Source organism: Streptomyces sp. NPDC053427 (assembly GCF_044544985.1).
GTDB lineage: Bacteria > Actinomycetota > Actinomycetes > Streptomycetales > Streptomycetaceae > Streptomyces.
This window is the reverse complement of sequence record NZ_JBITYA010000004.1, coordinates 70397-86849: the sequence shown is the minus strand read 5'-3', so window position 1 is coordinate 86849 and position 16453 is coordinate 70397. Positions and strand designations below refer to the sequence as shown.

Here is a 16453-nt window from a genome sequence, read left to right as displayed (position 1 = left end):
CACGGACGCGGCGCACAACCGTGTCCGGCCCTACGGCAGGACGCCTTGCGGCAGGCCGTGTGCGGGCGGCGGGCCGTTTGTCGGCAGCGGGGCGTGCAGCGGCAGGGCGTGCCGTGGCACCGGATGCGGTGACATCGAGGCGCGCGGCGGCGCCGAGGCGTCGGGGGCGATCTGCCACCGCCCTCCTTCCTCGCGGATGGCGAGGACGCGTCCGCTGCCCGTGTGCCCACCGGGCCCCGAGAACCAGCGGGCGTCGCTCGGGTCCCACCAGCGGTTCCCGACCCGGAGCACCTCGTGATGGACCGCCATCCGCCCGATCCACGCGTCGGCGACCTGCGCCTCGTTCCAGACGGCCCGCCAGTGCGCGGGGGCCAGCGGCGGGGTCAGCACGGCGGCGCGGGCACGCGAGTGCGGTACGGACTTCCGGGCCAGGAGCGTCGCCGCCACATCGGCGTGCACCCCGCAGTCGCCGATGAGGTCACCGTGGTCGACCAGGTCGCACCAGTGCGCCGGCCACTGCACGGGCCCCCATTGGAAGAGCCCGGGAATGGCGGCGAGCGCGGTCCCGGTGTCCCCGAAGTGTGTGAGCCGGGCGAACACGCCGTGTCTGACCATCCGGCAGCACGCCTTCGGGTGACTGGCCACCCGGGACAGGCCGATCCGGTCGAACCGCTTCAGATCGGTGATCAGGCCGCTCATGACTGCCCCAATTCCCGCGGCGCGGACCCGCGCCCGAAGTCGTAGGCCATCGAGGTGTCGTACCCGCCGCACATGCCGAAGGCGAGATGGTCGCCCTCCCGGACGTCGGCCAGGTCCAGCCGGACCGAGAGCACGTCGTGCTCCATGCAGGACCTGCCCAGAATCCAGTTCGGGCCGGGCCGCAGCGGCACCCAGCGGGAGCCGTCGAAGCGGGCCACGGGGTGCGGATGGAACGGCGCTTCGGGCATGTCGCCCTCGGCCGCGTCGACGACGATGTCGATGCCGCGGTGGGATTCCCGGCGCGCCAGGACCTGCGTCACGACGGCGGCCGACGGCTGGGTGAGGAGCTTGCCCGGCTCCATCACCAGCAGGGGATCCCCCTCGAGTGCGGCGGCGGGGCCCTGCGCGAGCACGTGCTCCACCGAGGCGCGCAGATACGGCAGGTCGTCGACGTGCCAGCCGCCGCCGATGTCCAGTACGTCCGGGGGCCCGCCCAGCTGGTCCGCCAGCGGGTCGGCCGCGCTGAGCGCCGTCACGCATTCGCGCTCCCAGCGCGCCGAGCCCAGGATGCTCTGCGCGAAGTGGAAGTGCAGCCCCCACCCGGCCCCGAGCCGCTCGGCGAGAGTGCGCAGCAGCCGGGCGGTGTCCGCCATGGTGTCGCGCTCGTGCAACGGGATGCCGAAGCGGCTGACGAGCCCGGCGGGCGCCACACGGACGCCGACGACCTCGGCCTCCAGCTGGAAGCCGTCGTCCAGCAGGGTGTGGAGTCTGCGCAGTTCCGCCACCGAGTCGACGAAGAAGGCGAAGCAGCGTACGCGGTCGGTGGCGGGCCACCACTTCGCCGGCCCGTTGAGGATCGCCCGTTCGGCCGCCAGGCCGTGACGGTCGGCCGCTTCGAGTTCGCCCAGGCTGATCGCCTCGGCGGCCAGGCCCAGCCGGGCGGCCTCGCGCAGCACGGCGGGCTGGGGGCAGGTTTTCACGCTGTGCGCGAGGAGTACCCGGCCGAGCCCCTCGACCTCCCGCTGCAGGGCCAGGACCTGGTCGGTGAACAGGGGCAGGAGGAGTTGTCTGCGGGGCGTGGCCGCGCTCCCGGGGGGATCGAGCAGTTCCTCGAAGCCGCTGGTGGCGGCGGCCGAACTCGTCGCGTGGGCGGTCGTTTCCGCCATGGGCGCGGCCGCTCCGCCCATGCGCGCGGCGGATGCCGGGCGGCTCACGACCGGCTCCTCGGTCACCTCGGCGTCGTCGGGCGGGACCAGACACCGCTGGCCCAGCGACGGCATCCCCGAATGCCGTTTGTCGCCCGGACGGGAGACCCCGCCCGCGACCCAGGCGATGGGGGTGATGCCCAGGTCCGGGTGGACCGGGATCTCCTCGACCACGCGGGTGAAGCCCGGCGTCAGGAGTCTGCCGGGGTCGGCGGCCCGTCCCGTCACCAGAGCGGCGGGCAGGTTGGCGCCGCACACCGAGGCGCCGTGGATCCAGGCCGGAAAGCGCGGGTTGATCTCCATGAGGGTGAGTTCGCCGCTCCAGCTGCGGATGAGTTCCAGCTCACCGCCACCGGTCCACTGGGCGTCGGCGACCAGGTCGGCCAGACGGGCGCGCAGCGCACCGTCCAGCTCGGAGACTTCGCCGGCCCAGGTCTTGCCCTCGGTCGTGACCATCGCCTTCGCGATGTACACCGCGTCGAGGAGCCGGCCGTCCAGGGCGCAGAACGTGATGCTGCACTCCTGGCCGGCCACGTGCGCCTCCATGTGCCAGGCGCCGCCCCACGTCCGCTGGACGACATCGCCCAGCGCCAGCGCGGCCCCGGCGGTGTAGGCCCGGTACGCGTCGTAGTGCTGGCCCTTCACCCACGCCCCGTAAGGGGACCGGCGGATGAACTGGTCGACGGCCGGCCAGCTGGTGTCCGTCTCGTACTCCGCGGTGCGCAGGCCGAGCCGTTCCGCCGCCTCGGCGGGGGGTTTGCACACCAGCTCCAGCGCCGTCTTCGGGGGCCCCAGGATCCGGTCGTGGGACCCGAGCTCACGCGCCAGCAGCCGCACTTCCAGATCCAGGCAGGGGATCAGGACCGCGTCGTCGGGCTCCAGAAGGCGGCCCATCTGGTCGATCCACGTGGCCAGATGCGCCTCACGCCACGCGGGGAGACAGACCAGGTCGTCGAGAAGGTCCGAGTGCAGTCCCGAACTCTCCCGCGAATAGTCCAGGCCGACGATCCGGAGATCGGGCCGGGCGAGACGCAGCGAACGGGCCACGCTCAACCCCGGCGAGGGGTTCGGGCCACTGTGCATACCGCTGACGAAGACCGTGCCGACCTCGGCCGCGGTACCGCGGGGGACCACCGCGTCCTCCGGGCACGGGGTCATCACCTGCGCTTCCTCGGGTCTGGTGCCGTCCCGGCCTGCGCCTACCGGCTCGCGTCTGGTGCGTGCTTGAAGCCCCATGCCGACATCATCAGCAGAGCTTCTCGCCGCGCGCACCCGGTGGGACCCGGCAGGGTGAGGCGCCGCGACGGGCCGCCGAAGCCGCGGCCGCGGCGCCCGGGCCGGCCGAAGGCCCGTGTCCCGCCGCCCAGGGGCGACCGGGGCCGGCCCGTGGTGGCGCGCCCATCGCCGTACGGACCGGGGCGGCGGCGTCGGTGTTCGCCGGACCTTCCTGCCGCCCGCCGCGCAGGGTGGCGACGCGCCTGGCCGTCGGCCGGGGAATGACGGGGGGAGGGCAACGCGCGCGAGGAGCCGGGCGTGGCGCCGGGCGGCACCGGGGCCGGCTGTGCGACGCCCCGATGGCTACCTGTCAGATATCACCCGTGGTGGCGCCGACGGGCCCGCTGCCGCCCCCGTGCCGCGCTCGTGCGGGCATGCAAACGGTGGATGGCCGGGCCGGAATCGATCCCGGCCCGGCCATCCACCGCTGGGGACGACCTTCTCTGCGCCTTCAGCCCTTTGCGGAGGAAGGGGGAAACGGCCGGCGATGCGGCCCGCTCGGCGCGAGCGGCATCACGCCGCCCCGGGCGCGGCGGGGCCTCGGCCGGCCGCGGCCGGCGGGCCGCCGCGGGAGTCCGCCGGGCCGGCCGCGCGGGCCGCCCGGCCCGGACGCCACCCGTGGCGGATCCCTCTCACCGGGTCTGGGGCTCGGCCGCCAGCGCGGGCGGCTCGAAGGCATCGGTCGACGGCGCCGCGTTGGAGCAGTTCACGGCGGGCCCGATGCGCGTCGACCCCTTGTTCAGCAGGCCGTCCGCGGGCCACGACAGGGGCTTCGTCGCCAGGCAGTCCTGCGCCTGGTGGACGACGTATTTGCCGTCGTCGCTGGTGTAGCCGTTGTTCCTCTGCATGCAGGTGATGTTGCCCTGGGTGTCGCGGATGCAGGTGCCCGCGGACCCTCCGGCGTACGCCTGGGTGGCGCCGGCGCAGATCATGACGAGGCCGCCCAGGAGCCCCGAGGCGGCTGCGATCTTCTTCCGACTGAACATGTGCTGTGTGTTCCTTTGCGATCGATGCCCGGGCGGCGTGCACCGCCAACCGGCCCGCGCCCAGGGCTCTGAGAAGGTCGAAAAACGGGCCCCGGCGCCCGGCCCGTGGCCAGGACGCCGGGACCCGCTGCCCCTTACTTGCCGAAGGCGCTGTTGTTGCAGCCCATGCTCGAGCCGATCGGGGTGGACTGCGCGCCCGCAGCGCCCTCGCCGTTGAGCGCGTTGCCCAGCACGCCGTTGAGGACACCGACCTCGCCGAGGACGTCGACGTTGAGGTCGTGCGACCGGCACGAGCTGCCCTGCCCGATGCCGAACTGACCGCCGCCGCCGCCGGCGAAGGCGGTGCCGGCGCCGAAGAAGCCGATACTGCCGAGGGCGACTGCCACGACCGCAGCCTTGTGAAGCTTGCGCATTTCATCTCCGGTGGATTGAGCGGATTCGATCTCTTAGCGATCGATTTCGTACAGTGAGGGCAAGTTAATACGAAATACCCGCAACCCCTCGGCGACGCGCCGGATTTCATTTGCGTCGCGGACGGGCCCGGCCCGAGGGCCGAACCGCGCGTTCGCCCGCACCGCTCGCGCCCTTTCGCTCGCGCCACATGCGAACGGGCCCTTCGGGGGAGATTCCCGAAGGGCCCGCGACGAGCGGCGCGTGCGGCTGCCCTCGCCGGTCTTATCCGTGGAAGGCGTGGTTGAACTGGCCGCAGGTGGTGTCCAGGGTCTCCGCGAAGCCGAGCGCGCTGATCGGGAAGTCGGTCGCGGCCACGGTCTGCGGGCTGCACTCCTGGTACGGACGGAAGACGTCTTTCACCCGCGGGGCGTGCCCGCCGTCGGCGAAGGCGGTGCCTGCGCCGGCACCGATGGCTGACAGACCGCCGGCTGCTGCGGCGACGATCACGACCTGCTGAAGCTTGCGCATGGAACCCTCGGTCCTTCATTGCCTGTACATAGAGGCCTGATTGCCTACTGTGACCGTATGCACACTAGCAGTAGTGATCCTGGGGGTTCCACACCGTTTTGCGCCCCGTGTCCGGCCGCGGCGGGTGAGGGCGGTGGGCGGATCGTCGCGGCCGGCCCGCTCCGCTGCACACGGCGGGAGAGGCCCGGGGGCTGTCGGCGCGCGCCCCGGATGCCGGATGTCCGGGGGTTTGCGGGGCCGTATCCCCGGACAAGAAATAGCCGGACATTATCCGGACACGCATTTCCCCTTTCCGGAATCACCGTCGAAATCATCTCCCGAACATTTCAACTGGCCCAGCGATCAGTAATTCCGAGTTGAAATCCGGATGCGTAAAAGGAAGGATCTGGTCACGAGGAAAACGCGTGGCCGCATCGGGTCATGCTTTCGCGGGTGAAGGGGAAATCGAATTGTCCAGGTCGCGTATGGCGGTCGTCGGTGGTGCGGTGCTCGCGGCCGGGCTGGTGGTCAGTGGCTGTAGTGCGGACGGGGACGGGGGCGGCGGGAAGGGCGATGCCGGGGCGGAGTCCGCGGCCGCCCAGGGGGCATTGCTCAACCAGGTGCCGATGGCCAAGGTCGGCGAGCTGACCGGCGCCATGGGGATGTGGACGACGAAGAAGAATTTCGTCAAGGCGGATCTGAAAAAGATTGTGGGTTATCCGCTGGACGGCGGAAAGGCTCGGTGGACGGTCCCGCTCGGCGGCGAGGTCTGCTGGTCGTCGCCGCGCCCCACCGACGACGGGCTGGTCGCCGTCGTGTTCAAGAACGACAAGGACGACCCCGCGGTCTGCACCGAGATAGGCCTGGTCGATCTGAACAAGGGCGCGATGCGCTGGCACAAGCAGGCGCTCGAGGACGGCAGCGCGCAGATGTTCGACGAGGTCGCCATCGGCGGGGGCACCGTCGCCGCGGGCGGTACCAGCGGTTCCGCGGCCTGGACGGTCGACGGCAAGCCGCTGTGGAAGTCCGACTCGGGCGAGAAGTGCCAGGACGACGGGTATGCGGGCAGCGGCGACAAGCTGATTGCCGTGCGGGACTGCAGCAGCGACCCCGAGCACCCCGAGCTCGCCGTCCAGACGGTCGACCCCAAGACGCGGGCGGTGACATCGAGTTACGCGCTGCCCGTCGGCACCGAGAACGCCCATGTGGTGTCCGTCGATCCGCTGGTCGTCGGGATCGACGACGGGACGGCGCAGGGCGGCTCCGCCGTCTCGCAGTTCCTGTCGATCGACGACAGCGCGGCGCGCGGCAAGCTGCTCACCACGATCGACACATCGGGCGGGAAGTACGGCAAGTACGAGATCGACTGCCCGGCCACCGAGGTCGACGGGTGCAGCCAGTTCGCGGTGAGCAAGAAGGCCGGCGCGCTGTATCTGGGGACGCGGGACCCGCTCGATGCGAGCTCCGACGCCGAGAACGACGTCGTGGCGCTCAGCCTGAAGACGGGGAAGCGGATCGGCACGGTCGCGGGGGCCGAAGAGGGCCGGCTGCTGCCGATCGGGCTGGACGAGGGCGGCCAGGTGATCGCCTACCAGGAGGCCGACGCGATCTCGGAGGACGCCGGCGCGGTCTGGCGGATCGACCCTGCCTCGTACAAGAAGACCAAGGTCCTGCAGAACCCCGCCGCCGAGGCCGAGGCCGAGGGGCGGTTCACCTCGGCCCGCGAGCTCCGCTACGCCGACGGCCGGCTCTATGTGGGGTCCGGCGAGGTCAGCGCGCCCGACTCCGCCGACAAGGACAGGCAGCCGCTGGTCATGGTCTTCGGGCCGAAGAAGTAGCCGATCCGGGCGCCCCTGGCGCCCCGCCGACCGGGCCGTGCCTCTCCTCCGGGGCACGGTCCTCGGCATTCTCGGGACCGTGGACGGCCGGGCAAGAAGCCGTACGGGAAAGGGGGTTGATTCATCATAGGCCGGAAAAGGCGGCGATTGCATCGGCTATGGAGACGAATTCGACGGCTTTTCGCGGGCCTAGCGTGGGCGCATGACCGAGAAATGGACAGAGGGCACGTGTGTGACGGGCGACGGTGCGGCATTGGCCGTACGGGATTTCGGGGGTGAGGGGCCCGCCGTCCTGCTGTTGCACGGGGCGGGGCGGACGCTGGTGGACTGGGAGTCGATCGCGCCGCTGCTGGCCGCGGGGCACCGGGTCGTGGCGATGGATCTGCGGGGGCACGGGCGGTCGGAGGACGGCGCCGTGCCGTGGACGTTCGAGGTGGCCGTCGAGGACGTGGCGACGGTGCTGCGCGCGTACGGAATACCGGATGCCGTGGTCGTGGGGCATTCGATGGGCGGGATGATCGCGGCGCTGTGCCTGGAGCGGGGGACTCCGGCGGCGGTGAATCTCGACGGTCACGGGATGGGGCGGGCCGAGCAGTACGCGGGGCTGGACGCCGGGTATGTGACGGAACGGCTCGCCGAGGCGCGGAAGTTCGCCGACGAGGCCGGCGGGCGGCCGTTCCCGGCCGAGGCATTGGCGGGGATGCTTGACCATCAGGCCACCATGGCAGGGGAGTTGGGGATTCCGTACGCGCTGCTGGAGGCGGGGGTGCGGCGGTCGCTGGGGGAGACCGCGGACGGGCAGCTGTTCCTGCGGCCGGGCCGCGAGCGGGCCCGGCAGGCGCAGGAGGCGATGGCGGGGCTCGATCTGTTCGCGCTGTACCGCAGGGTGACGCGGCCGCTGCTGATCGCCCGCGGGCTGCGGCCGAATCCGCCGGTACCGGGCGTACCGCCCTGGTTCGACGTGCTGATGGAGGCGTACCAGGAGGGGCTGCGGCGGGATCTCGACGAGCTGGCGGAGGCGTGCGAGCGGGTGACCGTCGCCGGGGTCGACGGCACGCACGCCATGCTGCTCGAACGGCCCGCGGAGATCGCCGGTCTGGTGTCGGGGTGGCTGGCGGCCGTGCACGGCGCCCGCTAGCCCCTGATCCACCAGGCCTAGTGCGGGAAGAGCTGGAAGAGGGTCGCCGGATGGCCCCGGTAGCGTTCGCCGCCCGCCCGGACCATCTGCTCGATGAAGGTGCGGGCGTAGGCGGCCGGGTCCTGGTCGGGGCCGCTCAGGCCCTTGATGTACGCCTCGTGGGCGGCCAGTGAGGCGATCGCCCGCTCGATGCCGGGGCCGACCTCCGCGGCATGTGTGGGGTAGGGGGAGCCCGCCACGGCCACCCAGCGGACGCCCGTCCAGGGGGCGAGCCCCTGGGCGTCCTTGAGCTCGGGAAAGATCCAGCGGTTGCCGGCGTCGCCCGCCGCGTCCAGGACGGCGCGGCCGACGGCCCGGTGGTCGGGGGAGTTCCACTGGACGCCGCCCCAGGTGTCGTGGTGGTTGAGGGTGAGCAGCAGCTCGGGGCGGTGGCGGCGGATGGCCGCGGACAGATCGCGGCGCAGTGCCGTACCGGCCTCGATGACGCCGTCGCGGTGGCCGTCGAGGAATTCGACGGTGTGGACGCCGACGAGCGCGGCCCCGGCCCGCTGTTCGGCCTCCCGGATCACGGCGCACTCCCTCGGGGGCAGCCCGTCGATACCGGCCTCGCCGCGGGTGACCAGGACATAGGTGACCTCGCGCCCGGCGGCGGTCCATTCGGCGACGGCGGCCGCGGCCCCGTACTCGAGGTCGTCGGGGTGGGCGGCGATGGCGAGCGCGCGCTGCCAGGTGTCGGGGAGGGGGGAGAGGCGGCGCTCGTCGCCCGTACGGGAGGGAGTCGACGTCGGCGAGGGCGGTGAGCCGGGCTCGTCGGGCATGGGCTTCCCTTTGTTCTCTTTGTCTGGATTCGTGCGGTTCGATGGTGTCACGCCGTGGCCAGGAGCGCCGGGTGGTCGGGTTGCGTGGTGGGGGTGCGGGGGCGGGGGCGCATGGGGGCGCGTACGGGGCGTGTGGGGTGTGTGGAACGCGGGGGGCGCGGCGTGGCGCGGCCCGATTTCCCGGCGGTGCGGGCGCGCGTATGCCGGTTGAGCTGGGACGCCTCGCTTCCGGTCAAGCTTTGGCCCAAGGTTGCGGTCATGAACGCGTGGTTGCCACGCTGTTGCTGACTGTCAAGCTGTTGGGAGGGGCACGTGCCTTTCGGTGAGCAGCCCGCGTACCTCCGCGTCGCAGGCGACCTGCGCCAGAAGATCGTCGACGGATTGCTGCCGCCGCATACCCGCCTCCCCTCCCAGGCCAGGATCCGCGAGGAGTACGGCGTCTCGGACACCGTCGCCCTGGAGGCGCGCAAGGTCCTGATGGCCGAGGGGCTGGTCGAGGGCCGTTCGGGGTCGGGCACCTATGTGCGCGAGCAGCCCGTACCGCGCCGTATCGCCCGCGCCGGCTATCGGTCGGGCACGTGCTCCACCCCGTTCCGGCAGGAGCAGACCGACGAGCGGGTGAAGGGGACCTGGGAGTCCAGCAGCCGCCAGGAAGGGGCCGGTGCGGTGGTCGCGGCGCGGCTGCGCATCCCGGCCGGCGCGAGGGTGATGCGCACGCGCTATCTCTTCCGGGCGGAGGGCGAGCCCGCGATGCTCTCCACCTCCTGGGAGCCGCTCGAGGTGACCGGGCGGACGCCCGTGATGCTGCCGGAGGAGGGGCCGCTGGCCGGGCGCGGCGTGGTCGAGCGGATGGCGGCCATCGACGTGGTGGTCGACAACGTCGTGGAGGAGGTCGGGGCGCGGCCCGGGCTGGCCGAGGAGGCGATGGCGCTGGGCGGGGTGCCGGGGCATGCCGTGCTGGTCATCTCGCGGACGTACTTCGCGGGCGGCCGCCCGGTGGAGACGGCCGATGTCGTCACGCTCGCCGACCGCCACCGGGTCAGTTACCACCTGCCGGTCAAATAGCCGGCGGGGCCGCCCCGCCGTCTCCTGCGGTGCGGCCCCCGGCGGGTCCCGTAGGTCCGCACAACGGATCCCGCACGGCCCGCAATCCGATATCCACGTGTCCCATTTGCTCGCATTTTTCCGCGAATGGGGTCCGTATATCGGTGTTGGAAACGTCACACCGCCTCAACTGGGCGGGTCTTTTTCCTGCGTTCGGGAACCCGATCTTCGGATTCGCTCTTACGATGGCGAAGTTTGTGCACGGACCGGGGAAGACCAGGAGACCAGCACGTGAGCACGACGAAAACGCAGGGTGCGGAGCAGGGATCGCATTCGAATTACCGTCGGTCCCTCGGGACCATCGCCCTGACCGCCACTGGTCTCGGGTCCATCATCGGTTCCGGCTGGCTCTTCGGGGCCGAGCGGGCCGCCGCCATCGCCGGACCGGCCGCGATCGTGGCCTGGATCATCGGGGCGCTGGTCGCCCTCACGATCGCGCTCACCTACTCCGAGCTCGGCGCGATGTTCCCGAAGGCCGGCGGCATGGTCCGCTACGGCCAGTACTCGCACGGCTCGCTCGCCGGATACCTCGCGGCCTGGGCGAACTGGATCGCCATCGTCTCGGTCATCCCGGGCGAGGCGACCGCCTCCGTCCAGTACATGAGCTCGTGGGACTTCGGCTGGGCGCACGCCCTGTACGACGGCAAGGAGCTGACCGGCACCGGCGTCGGGCTCGCCAGCATCCTGCTGGTCTTCTACTTCTTCATGAACTGGTTCGCGATCTCGCTGTTCGCCAAGACCAACACCGCCATCACGGTGTTCAAGGTCGTGGTGCCGGTGCTGACCGCGAGCGCGCTGATGGCCGCGCACTTCGACACGGGCAACATCGCCCAGCACGGCGGCTTCACCCCCAACGGCTGGAGCTCGGTCTTCACCGCCGTCGCCGTCTCCGGCATCGTCTGGGCCTACAACGGCTTCCAGTCCCCGCTCAACCTCGCCGGTGAGGCCCGCAACCCGGGCAAGTCCCTGCCCAAGGCCGTCATCTCCTCGATCATCATCGCGCTGGTCATCTACGTCGCCCTCCAGGTGGCGTTCCTGATGGCGGTGCCGGGCGACAAGCTGGCCTCCGGTGGCGGCTGGGCCGGGCTGAACTTCAACTCCCCGCTCGCCGACCTCGCCGTGGCCTGGGGCCTGAACTGGCTGGCGCTGCTGCTGTACGCGGACGCGTTCGTCTCGCCGTCCGGTACGGGCATGATCTACGCCGCCACCACCTCGCGCATGATCCACGGCGTGCAGGAGAACGGCCACCTGCCCGGCGTCTTCGGCAAGGTCGACAAGAAGACCGGTGTGCCGCGCCCGGCGCTGCTGCTCAACCTCGTGATCGCCTTCCTCTTCCTCGCGGTCTTCCGCGGCTGGGGCTCGCTCGCCGAGATCGTCTCGATCGCCACGGTCATCTCCTACATCACCGGCCCGGTCGCCGTGATGTCGCTGCGCCGCATCTCGCCGGACCTCACGCGCCCCGTCAAGCTGCGCGCGATGCCCGTCATCGCGCCGGTCGCCATGGTCTTCGGCTCGCTGGTGCTGTACTGGGGCCGCTGGCCGCTGACCGGCAAGGTCATCCTGATCATGGCCGTCGGACTGCCGGTGTGGGCCTGGTACGAGATCGGCAAGCCGCTGACCCAGGGCCGCAAGCCGTGGGCCGAGCTGCGCCCGCACCTCAAGGCCGGCGCCTGGATGGTGGCCTATCTGCTGATCATGGCCGCCGTGTCGTACGCGGGCGGCAAGGAGTTCGGCGGCAAGGGCTACATCCCGGAGGGTGCCGACCTCGCGCTGGTCGTGGCGCTGGGCCTGGCGTTCTACTTCTGGGGCGTGCGCAGCTCCTGGCGCAACCCGTCGCTGGTGCAGGCCGAGGCGGAGCTCGAGGCCGTCGCCGAGGCGGACCGGCAGGCCCAGGAGGCCGAGGAAAAGGCCCCCGTGGGCGCCTGAGTCCCCGTACTCGCACCGTTTCTCACCGGCCACTCGCGGGCCGCTCCCGGTTCCCGGGGGCCCGCGGGTGGCCGGTTCGGTATCTCTTTGTGCAAATTCGTATGCGGTGCGTGAAGGTCGGGCGTACGCTCGGGCATATGCGGATTGCGATTTCGGCATCAGCACAGGAGGGGCGCATGACGGCGCACTGCACGGCGGACGGAGCGGCGCAATGACCGACACTGGGGCCGTACTGCCCTGGCTCGTCATCCGCCAGGACGAAGGCGGCAACCGCTATCGCGTCGGCCGTTATGCCACCCGGGCGGAGGCGGAGCGGGTGGCCGACCGGCTGGACACCCGGGGTCACCAGCAGCTTTACGTGGTGGAGAGGGTGGGTCGGGCGATGACCTGAGGGCGGCCGAGGGGGAGCGGGACGACGGCGGGGGACGTAGGCTGCGGCGCATGACGACCGTGCGCGTAGTGGTGGGTGCGGCGGTGTGCGACCGGGGACGGCTGCTGGCCGCCCGGCGCAGTGCGCCGCCCGCCCTGGCAGGCCGCTGGGAGCTGCCCGGCGGCAAGGTGGAGGACGGCGAGACACCCGAGCAGGCGCTGGTACGCGAGCTGCGCGAGGAGCTGGGTGTCGAGGCCGCGCCCCTGGAGCGGATCCCGGGCGAATGGGTGCTGCGGCCCGGCTTCGTGCTCCAGGTGTGGACGGCCCGGCTGCTGTCCGGCGAGCCGCGCCCGCTCCAGGATCACGACGAGCTGCGCTGGCTGCGGCCCTCCGAGGAGCAACAGGTCGACTGGCTCGACCAGGACCGCCCGGCCGTCGCCGAGGCGATGCGCCGGCTGTCGGCGACGCCCGTACGGCAGCGCACCGCGTCGTGAGCGTCATCGCGGCGGCCGCGGCGTCATCGGCCGCGTCGTAACGGAACGCGCTGCCCTGGTCAGCGTGCACGCCCGCAAACAAGGCGCACGGCCGCGGCGGCGCGCGTGCGGCGGCCGCAGCGCGCGGCGATACCCACCCGGTCCGCTCGCCGCGCCAAGATGCGCCATTTGTGCCACAGTGCACGGTTGAAGGCGATACTTGGGCCCTGATACCGGGTATGTCGTGATTAACCCCGGCAGAGCAGGCGAATGACGCAGGCGAATCTGCGGGGATCCCCTCGGGCTGGGAAGTGATCGGCGTGAGCGACAGCGCAGCGGCAGGGGTCCCGGAGTCGGCCTCCCCGAGCGTCCGCAGGCGCGGCATGGTCTCCGGCTCACCCATCGCCGAATGGAGCTTCCCGGCCGATCCCGGCGCGGTGCGCACCGCCCGCTCCAAGGTCCGCCAGACACTCGCCGACTGGGGCCTGGACGGCGCCGTCGACGTGGCCGTCCTGCTCGTCAGCGAACTCGTCACCAACTCCCTGCGCCACGCCACCGGCCCGATCGGCGTCCGCATGGTGCTGCTCAGCAGCGGCGCGCTCCTCGTCGAGGTCTCCGATCCCCTGCCCGATCCCCCGCAGGAACGCACCGCCACCCCCGACGACGAAGGCGGGCGCGGATTGCAGCTGGTGGCGTGCAGTTCGCGACGCTGGGGCACCCGGAGGGGAAAGAGTGGCAAGACAGTGTGGTTCGAGCTGTCGGTGGCTGGTTAGGAGACATGTGGAGTCCTGATCGTTGCCATTTCATCGACATTTTGTAGATGGGCTGCGATCGAGACTGTGCTGTGATCGTGAAGACCGTGTTCCGGATAGCCGAGGTGCTGGATACTCAGGCTGGTCCGGTCCGGGCACGATGAGCTGGAGGGGACGGGGCTCGTGAGCGAGATGTCATGTGGCGGGGCTATGCCCGCGCAGACCGAGGACCAGGGCGGTGCGGACGGCCCGGGGCACCCAGGCGGACTACGGCCTGCGCACGGACCGCAGGGCCCGCCCGTCTGGCAGAGCAGCCAGCCCGGATCGATCTATGACTACATCCGCGTCGCCTCCTTCTCACTGGGGCCCGACGGACGCATCGACCAGTGGAGCGAGCGCGCCGCGCAGATGCTCGGCATCCCGGCCCGCTACGCCGTCGGCAAGGACCCCGTCGAGGCGTTCGTCCCCCGCGAACTGCGCGAGACCGGCCGCCGCAAGGTCACCGAGATCCTCGACGGCCGCGAGTGGACCGGCCTGGTGCCCTACCGCAGGGATCCCGACGGCGACACCGACGGCCTCGCCGAGATCTATGTGATGCCCTCCGAGACGGAGAACGGCGAACGCGCCGCGGTCTGTCTCGTCGTCGACGTACGGGCGCTGCGCGGCATCGAGACCGACCTCGCCGCCTCGCAGGCCGTTTTCGGTCAATCTCCCATGGGCTTCACCCTGTTCGGCACGGATCTGAAGCTGCTGCGCGTCAACGAACGCTTCGCCACCGTCTTCGGCGGCCCGGCCGGCAAGTACCGCGGCCGCACCCCGCACGACTTCCTGCCGCGCCCCGAGGCGGAGCGGATGGCCGCCGCGCTGCGCCGCGTCCTGGACACCGGCGAACCGGTCACCGAGATGCAACTGGTCGGCACGGTGCCGGGCGAGGAGGACCGCCGCCGCTGGTCGGTCTCGCTCTACCGGCTGCACGGCGCCAGCGGCCGCCCCATCGGCGTCGCCGCCCTCGCCGCCGACGTCACAGGCCGCCGCCGCGCCGAACGCGAGGCCGCCAACGCCCGCCGCAACCTCGCGCTGCTGAACGAAGCGGGCGCCCGGATAGGCAATTCGCTCGACCTGGAGACCACCGCCCGCACCCTCCTGGACGTCGCCGTCCCGCAGTTCTGCGATCTGGCATCGGTGGACCTCTACCAAGGCCTGCTGGCCGGTGACGAGGCCCCTCCGGGGATGAGCGACGGCAGCGCGGAGCTGCGCCGGGTCGCCTTCGCCAGCGCGGTCTCCGACGCCCCGCTGGCCACCTCCCCCTGCTGCGTCCCCGAGGGCGGCTCCCCGGACGGCGCGGTCCCGGTCGGCGCCGTCCACCGCTACCCCTTCAACTCGCCCTGCGCGGGCGCCCTGCGCACCGGCCAGGCACAGATCATCCCCGGCCGGGAGAGCGACGACCGCCAGGAACTGGGCGCGGTGGTGCACTCCACCCTCGCCGTTCCGATGGTCGCCCGGGACACCGTCGTCGGACTGGTGCAGTTCTCCCGTACGAAGGGCAGCGAGCCGTTCGGCGAGCGCGATACGGCCCTCGCCGTCGAGCTGGCCGCGCGCGCCGCGGTCTGCATCGACAACGCCCGCCTCTACCGCCGCGAGCACGAGCGCGCCCTGATCCTCCAGCGCAGCCTGCTCCCGCCGGGCGACCCGGAGGCGGCCGGCCTCGACATCGCCTGCCGCTATCTGCCCGGCAACACCGCCACCGAGGTCGGCGGCGACTGGTTCGACGTCATCGAACTCCCCGGGCACCGCACCGCGCTGGTCGTCGGCGACGTCATGGGCCGCGGCCTGCGCGCCGCCGTCGCGATGGGCGAACTGCGCACCGCCGTACGCACGTTGGCGCTGCTGGACCTGGAGCCCGCCGAGGTCCTCTCGGCCCTGGACGAGATCGCCCGCGGGCTCGGCGGCAGCGGCGACGGCCGGTCCACCGCACGCGCGCCGCGCAGCCTCACCGGTGCGGCCGCCAAGGTCACCGAGCACCGCGCCCCGGCCCATGCCGCCGATCTCTCCGAGGTCTACCTCGCCACCTGCGTCTACGCCGTCTACGACCCGGTCACCCGGCGCTGCACGTTCGCCAACGCCGGGCATCTGCCGCCGCTGCTGGTCGAGGAGGGCGAGGACGCGCTGCTGCTCGACGTGCCGCCGGGGATGCCGCTGGGCGTCGGCGGCGAGCCCTTCGAGGAGATCGAGGTCGATCTGCCGGACGGCGCGCTGCTCGCGCTCTACACCGACGGCCTGGTGGAGTCCCGCGACCATCCCCTCGAGGAGGGGCTGCGGGCCTTCCGGCAGGCCCTCTCGGACGCCGACCGGCCGCTGGAGGACGCCTGCGACCACGTCCTGAGCGCCCTGGACACCTCGCACGGCGAGGACGACATCGCGCTGCTGATGGCCCGGGTGCACGGCCTGCCCAAGGACGCGGTGGGCGACTGGAGCCTGGCGCCGGAGGCGCGTTCGGTGGCCCGCGCCCGTGAGCTGGCCCGCGACCAGCTCACGGACTGGGGCCTGCAGGAGCTGGTCGACACGACGGAGCTGCTGGTCAGCGAGCTGGTGACCAACGCGCTGCGGCACGGCCACGGCGAGATCCGGCTGCGGCTGCTGCTGGACCGCACCCTGGTGTGCGAGGTGTGGGACGCCGATCTCGCCCAGCCGCGCCGCCGCCGCGCCCGGGACACCGACGAGGGTGGCCGCGGCCTCCAGCTCGTCGGTCTGCTCAGCACCGGCTGGGGCAGCCGCCGCACCCCCCGCGGCAAGACCGTCTGGTTCGAACTCGCCCTGCCCGACGGCGAGTCGGCGGCGACGGACCCGACGGAGGCCCTGCTGAGCCTGTTCTGAGGGCGTCCGCGTCCACAGGCCCTGCCGCGGCGAGTGGCCCCCGCCTACCCTGGGAGACAGGGGGCCCGTCCGTCCCGTAGGGGATATCCCGTACG

General features: G+C 72.0%; 14 protein-coding genes. 8 read left to right on the top strand and 6 right to left on the bottom strand.

Annotation, left to right across the window (positions count from 1 at the left end; all coding sequences use genetic code 11):
- Positions 1-30: 30 nt before the first annotated feature.
- The 5 genes from ACIGWZ_RS12100 to ACIGWZ_RS12080 all read right to left on the bottom strand — a co-directional run bounded on the left by ACIGWZ_RS12100 (position 31) and on the right by ACIGWZ_RS12080 (position 5086).
- On the bottom strand, positions 31-699 hold the full coding sequence (locus ACIGWZ_RS12100; RefSeq protein WP_400063445.1) for a hypothetical protein: 669 nt from the start codon (positions 697-699) through the stop codon (positions 31-33).
- The gene (locus tag ACIGWZ_RS12095) at positions 696-3062 is read right to left on the bottom strand and encodes a hypothetical protein (RefSeq protein ID WP_400063443.1); all 2367 of its coding nucleotides are present in this window, start codon (positions 3060-3062) and stop codon (positions 696-698) included. The genes ACIGWZ_RS12100 and ACIGWZ_RS12095 overlap by 4 nt, the downstream gene beginning before the upstream one ends.
- 749 nt (positions 3063-3811) lie before the next feature.
- Positions 3812-4165 carry a hypothetical protein gene (locus ACIGWZ_RS12090; protein WP_400063441.1) on the bottom strand — a complete coding sequence of 118 codons (354 nt, stop codon included), beginning with the start codon at positions 4163-4165 and terminating at the stop codon, positions 3812-3814.
- 134 nt (positions 4166-4299) lie between these two features.
- Complete coding sequence (locus ACIGWZ_RS12085; RefSeq protein ID WP_400063439.1) at positions 4300-4578, bottom strand: hypothetical protein; 279 nt, start codon at positions 4576-4578, stop codon at positions 4300-4302.
- Between the two features lie 262 nt (positions 4579-4840).
- Complete coding sequence (locus tag ACIGWZ_RS12080) at positions 4841-5086, bottom strand: hypothetical protein (protein ID WP_400063438.1); 246 nt, start codon at positions 5084-5086, stop codon at positions 4841-4843.
- 449 nt (positions 5087-5535) lie between these two features.
- Between ACIGWZ_RS12080 and ACIGWZ_RS12075 the strand changes: the two genes are divergently transcribed.
- Together ACIGWZ_RS12075 and ACIGWZ_RS12070 are read left to right on the top strand one after the other, a co-directional pair.
- The gene (locus tag ACIGWZ_RS12075) at positions 5536-6903 is read left to right on the top strand and encodes a hypothetical protein (RefSeq protein WP_400063436.1); all 1368 of its coding nucleotides are present in this window, start codon (positions 5536-5538) and stop codon (positions 6901-6903) included.
- A gap of 202 nt (positions 6904-7105) precedes the next feature.
- The gene (locus tag ACIGWZ_RS12070) at positions 7106-8041 is read left to right on the top strand and encodes an alpha/beta fold hydrolase (RefSeq protein ID WP_400063434.1); all 936 of its coding nucleotides are present in this window, start codon (positions 7106-7108) and stop codon (positions 8039-8041) included.
- 17 nt (positions 8042-8058) lie between these two features.
- Here ACIGWZ_RS12070 and ACIGWZ_RS12065 read toward each other — a convergent pair whose 3' ends face one another.
- On the bottom strand, positions 8059-8859 hold the full coding sequence (locus ACIGWZ_RS12065; RefSeq protein ID WP_400063433.1) for a PIG-L deacetylase family protein: 801 nt from the start codon (positions 8857-8859) through the stop codon (positions 8059-8061).
- A gap of 312 nt (positions 8860-9171) precedes the next feature.
- Here ACIGWZ_RS12065 and ACIGWZ_RS12060 point away from each other — a divergent pair, with 312 nt between their 5' ends.
- The 6 genes from ACIGWZ_RS12060 to ACIGWZ_RS12035 all read left to right on the top strand — a co-directional run bounded on the left by ACIGWZ_RS12060 (position 9172) and on the right by ACIGWZ_RS12035 (position 16358).
- Complete coding sequence (locus ACIGWZ_RS12060; RefSeq protein ID WP_400063431.1) at positions 9172-9924, top strand: GntR family transcriptional regulator; 753 nt, start codon at positions 9172-9174, stop codon at positions 9922-9924.
- Positions 9925-10194: 270 nt separating this feature from the next.
- On the top strand, positions 10195-11889 hold the full coding sequence (locus ACIGWZ_RS12055) for an APC family permease (RefSeq protein ID WP_400063430.1): 1695 nt from the start codon (positions 10195-10197) through the stop codon (positions 11887-11889).
- 211 nt (positions 11890-12100) lie between these two features.
- Positions 12101-12280 carry an SPOR domain-containing protein gene (locus ACIGWZ_RS12050; RefSeq protein WP_400063428.1) on the top strand — a complete coding sequence of 60 codons (180 nt, stop codon included), beginning with the start codon at positions 12101-12103 and terminating at the stop codon, positions 12278-12280.
- A gap of 50 nt (positions 12281-12330) precedes the next feature.
- Positions 12331-12753 carry a (deoxy)nucleoside triphosphate pyrophosphohydrolase gene (locus ACIGWZ_RS12045; protein WP_400063426.1) on the top strand — a complete coding sequence of 141 codons (423 nt, stop codon included), beginning with the start codon at positions 12331-12333 and terminating at the stop codon, positions 12751-12753.
- 362 nt (positions 12754-13115) lie between these two features.
- On the top strand, positions 13116-13505 hold the full coding sequence (locus ACIGWZ_RS12040; protein WP_400064401.1) for an ATP-binding protein: 390 nt from the start codon (positions 13116-13118) through the stop codon (positions 13503-13505).
- Positions 13506-13694: 189 nt separating this feature from the next.
- A complete protein-coding gene (locus tag ACIGWZ_RS12035) occupies positions 13695-16358 on the top strand; it encodes a SpoIIE family protein phosphatase (RefSeq protein WP_400063425.1) in 2664 nt (887 codons plus the stop codon).
- The last annotated feature ends 95 nt before the right edge of the window (positions 16359-16453 follow it).

Excerpts from the sequence above, each read along its gene's own strand:
- ACIGWZ_RS12100 (WP_400063445.1), bottom strand. The coding sequence starts at position 699 with ATGAGCGGCCTGATCACCGATCTGAAGCGGTTCGACCGGATCGGCCTG.
- ACIGWZ_RS12095 (WP_400063443.1), bottom strand. The coding sequence starts at position 3,062 with ATGACCCCGTGCCCGGAGGACGCGGTGGTCCCCCGCGGTACCGCGGCC.
- ACIGWZ_RS12090 (WP_400063441.1), bottom strand. The coding sequence starts at position 4,165 with ATGTTCAGTCGGAAGAAGATCGCAGCCGCCTCGGGGCTCCTGGGCGGC.
- ACIGWZ_RS12085 (WP_400063439.1), bottom strand. The coding sequence starts at position 4,578 with ATGCGCAAGCTTCACAAGGCTGCGGTCGTGGCAGTCGCCCTCGGCAGT.
- ACIGWZ_RS12080 (WP_400063438.1), bottom strand. The coding sequence starts at position 5,086 with ATGCGCAAGCTTCAGCAGGTCGTGATCGTCGCCGCAGCAGCCGGCGGT.
- ACIGWZ_RS12070 (WP_400063434.1), top strand. The coding sequence starts at position 7,106 with ATGACCGAGAAATGGACAGAGGGCACGTGTGTGACGGGCGACGGTGCG.
- ACIGWZ_RS12065 (WP_400063433.1), bottom strand. The coding sequence starts at position 8,859 with ATGCCCGACGAGCCCGGCTCACCGCCCTCGCCGACGTCGACTCCCTCC.
- ACIGWZ_RS12050 (WP_400063428.1), top strand. The coding sequence starts at position 12,101 with ATGACCGACACTGGGGCCGTACTGCCCTGGCTCGTCATCCGCCAGGAC.
- ACIGWZ_RS12045 (WP_400063426.1), top strand. The coding sequence starts at position 12,331 with ATGACGACCGTGCGCGTAGTGGTGGGTGCGGCGGTGTGCGACCGGGGA.
- ACIGWZ_RS12040 (WP_400064401.1), top strand. The coding sequence starts at position 13,116 with ATGGTCTCCGGCTCACCCATCGCCGAATGGAGCTTCCCGGCCGATCCC.
- ACIGWZ_RS12035 (WP_400063425.1), top strand. The coding sequence starts at position 13,695 with ATGCCCGCGCAGACCGAGGACCAGGGCGGTGCGGACGGCCCGGGGCAC.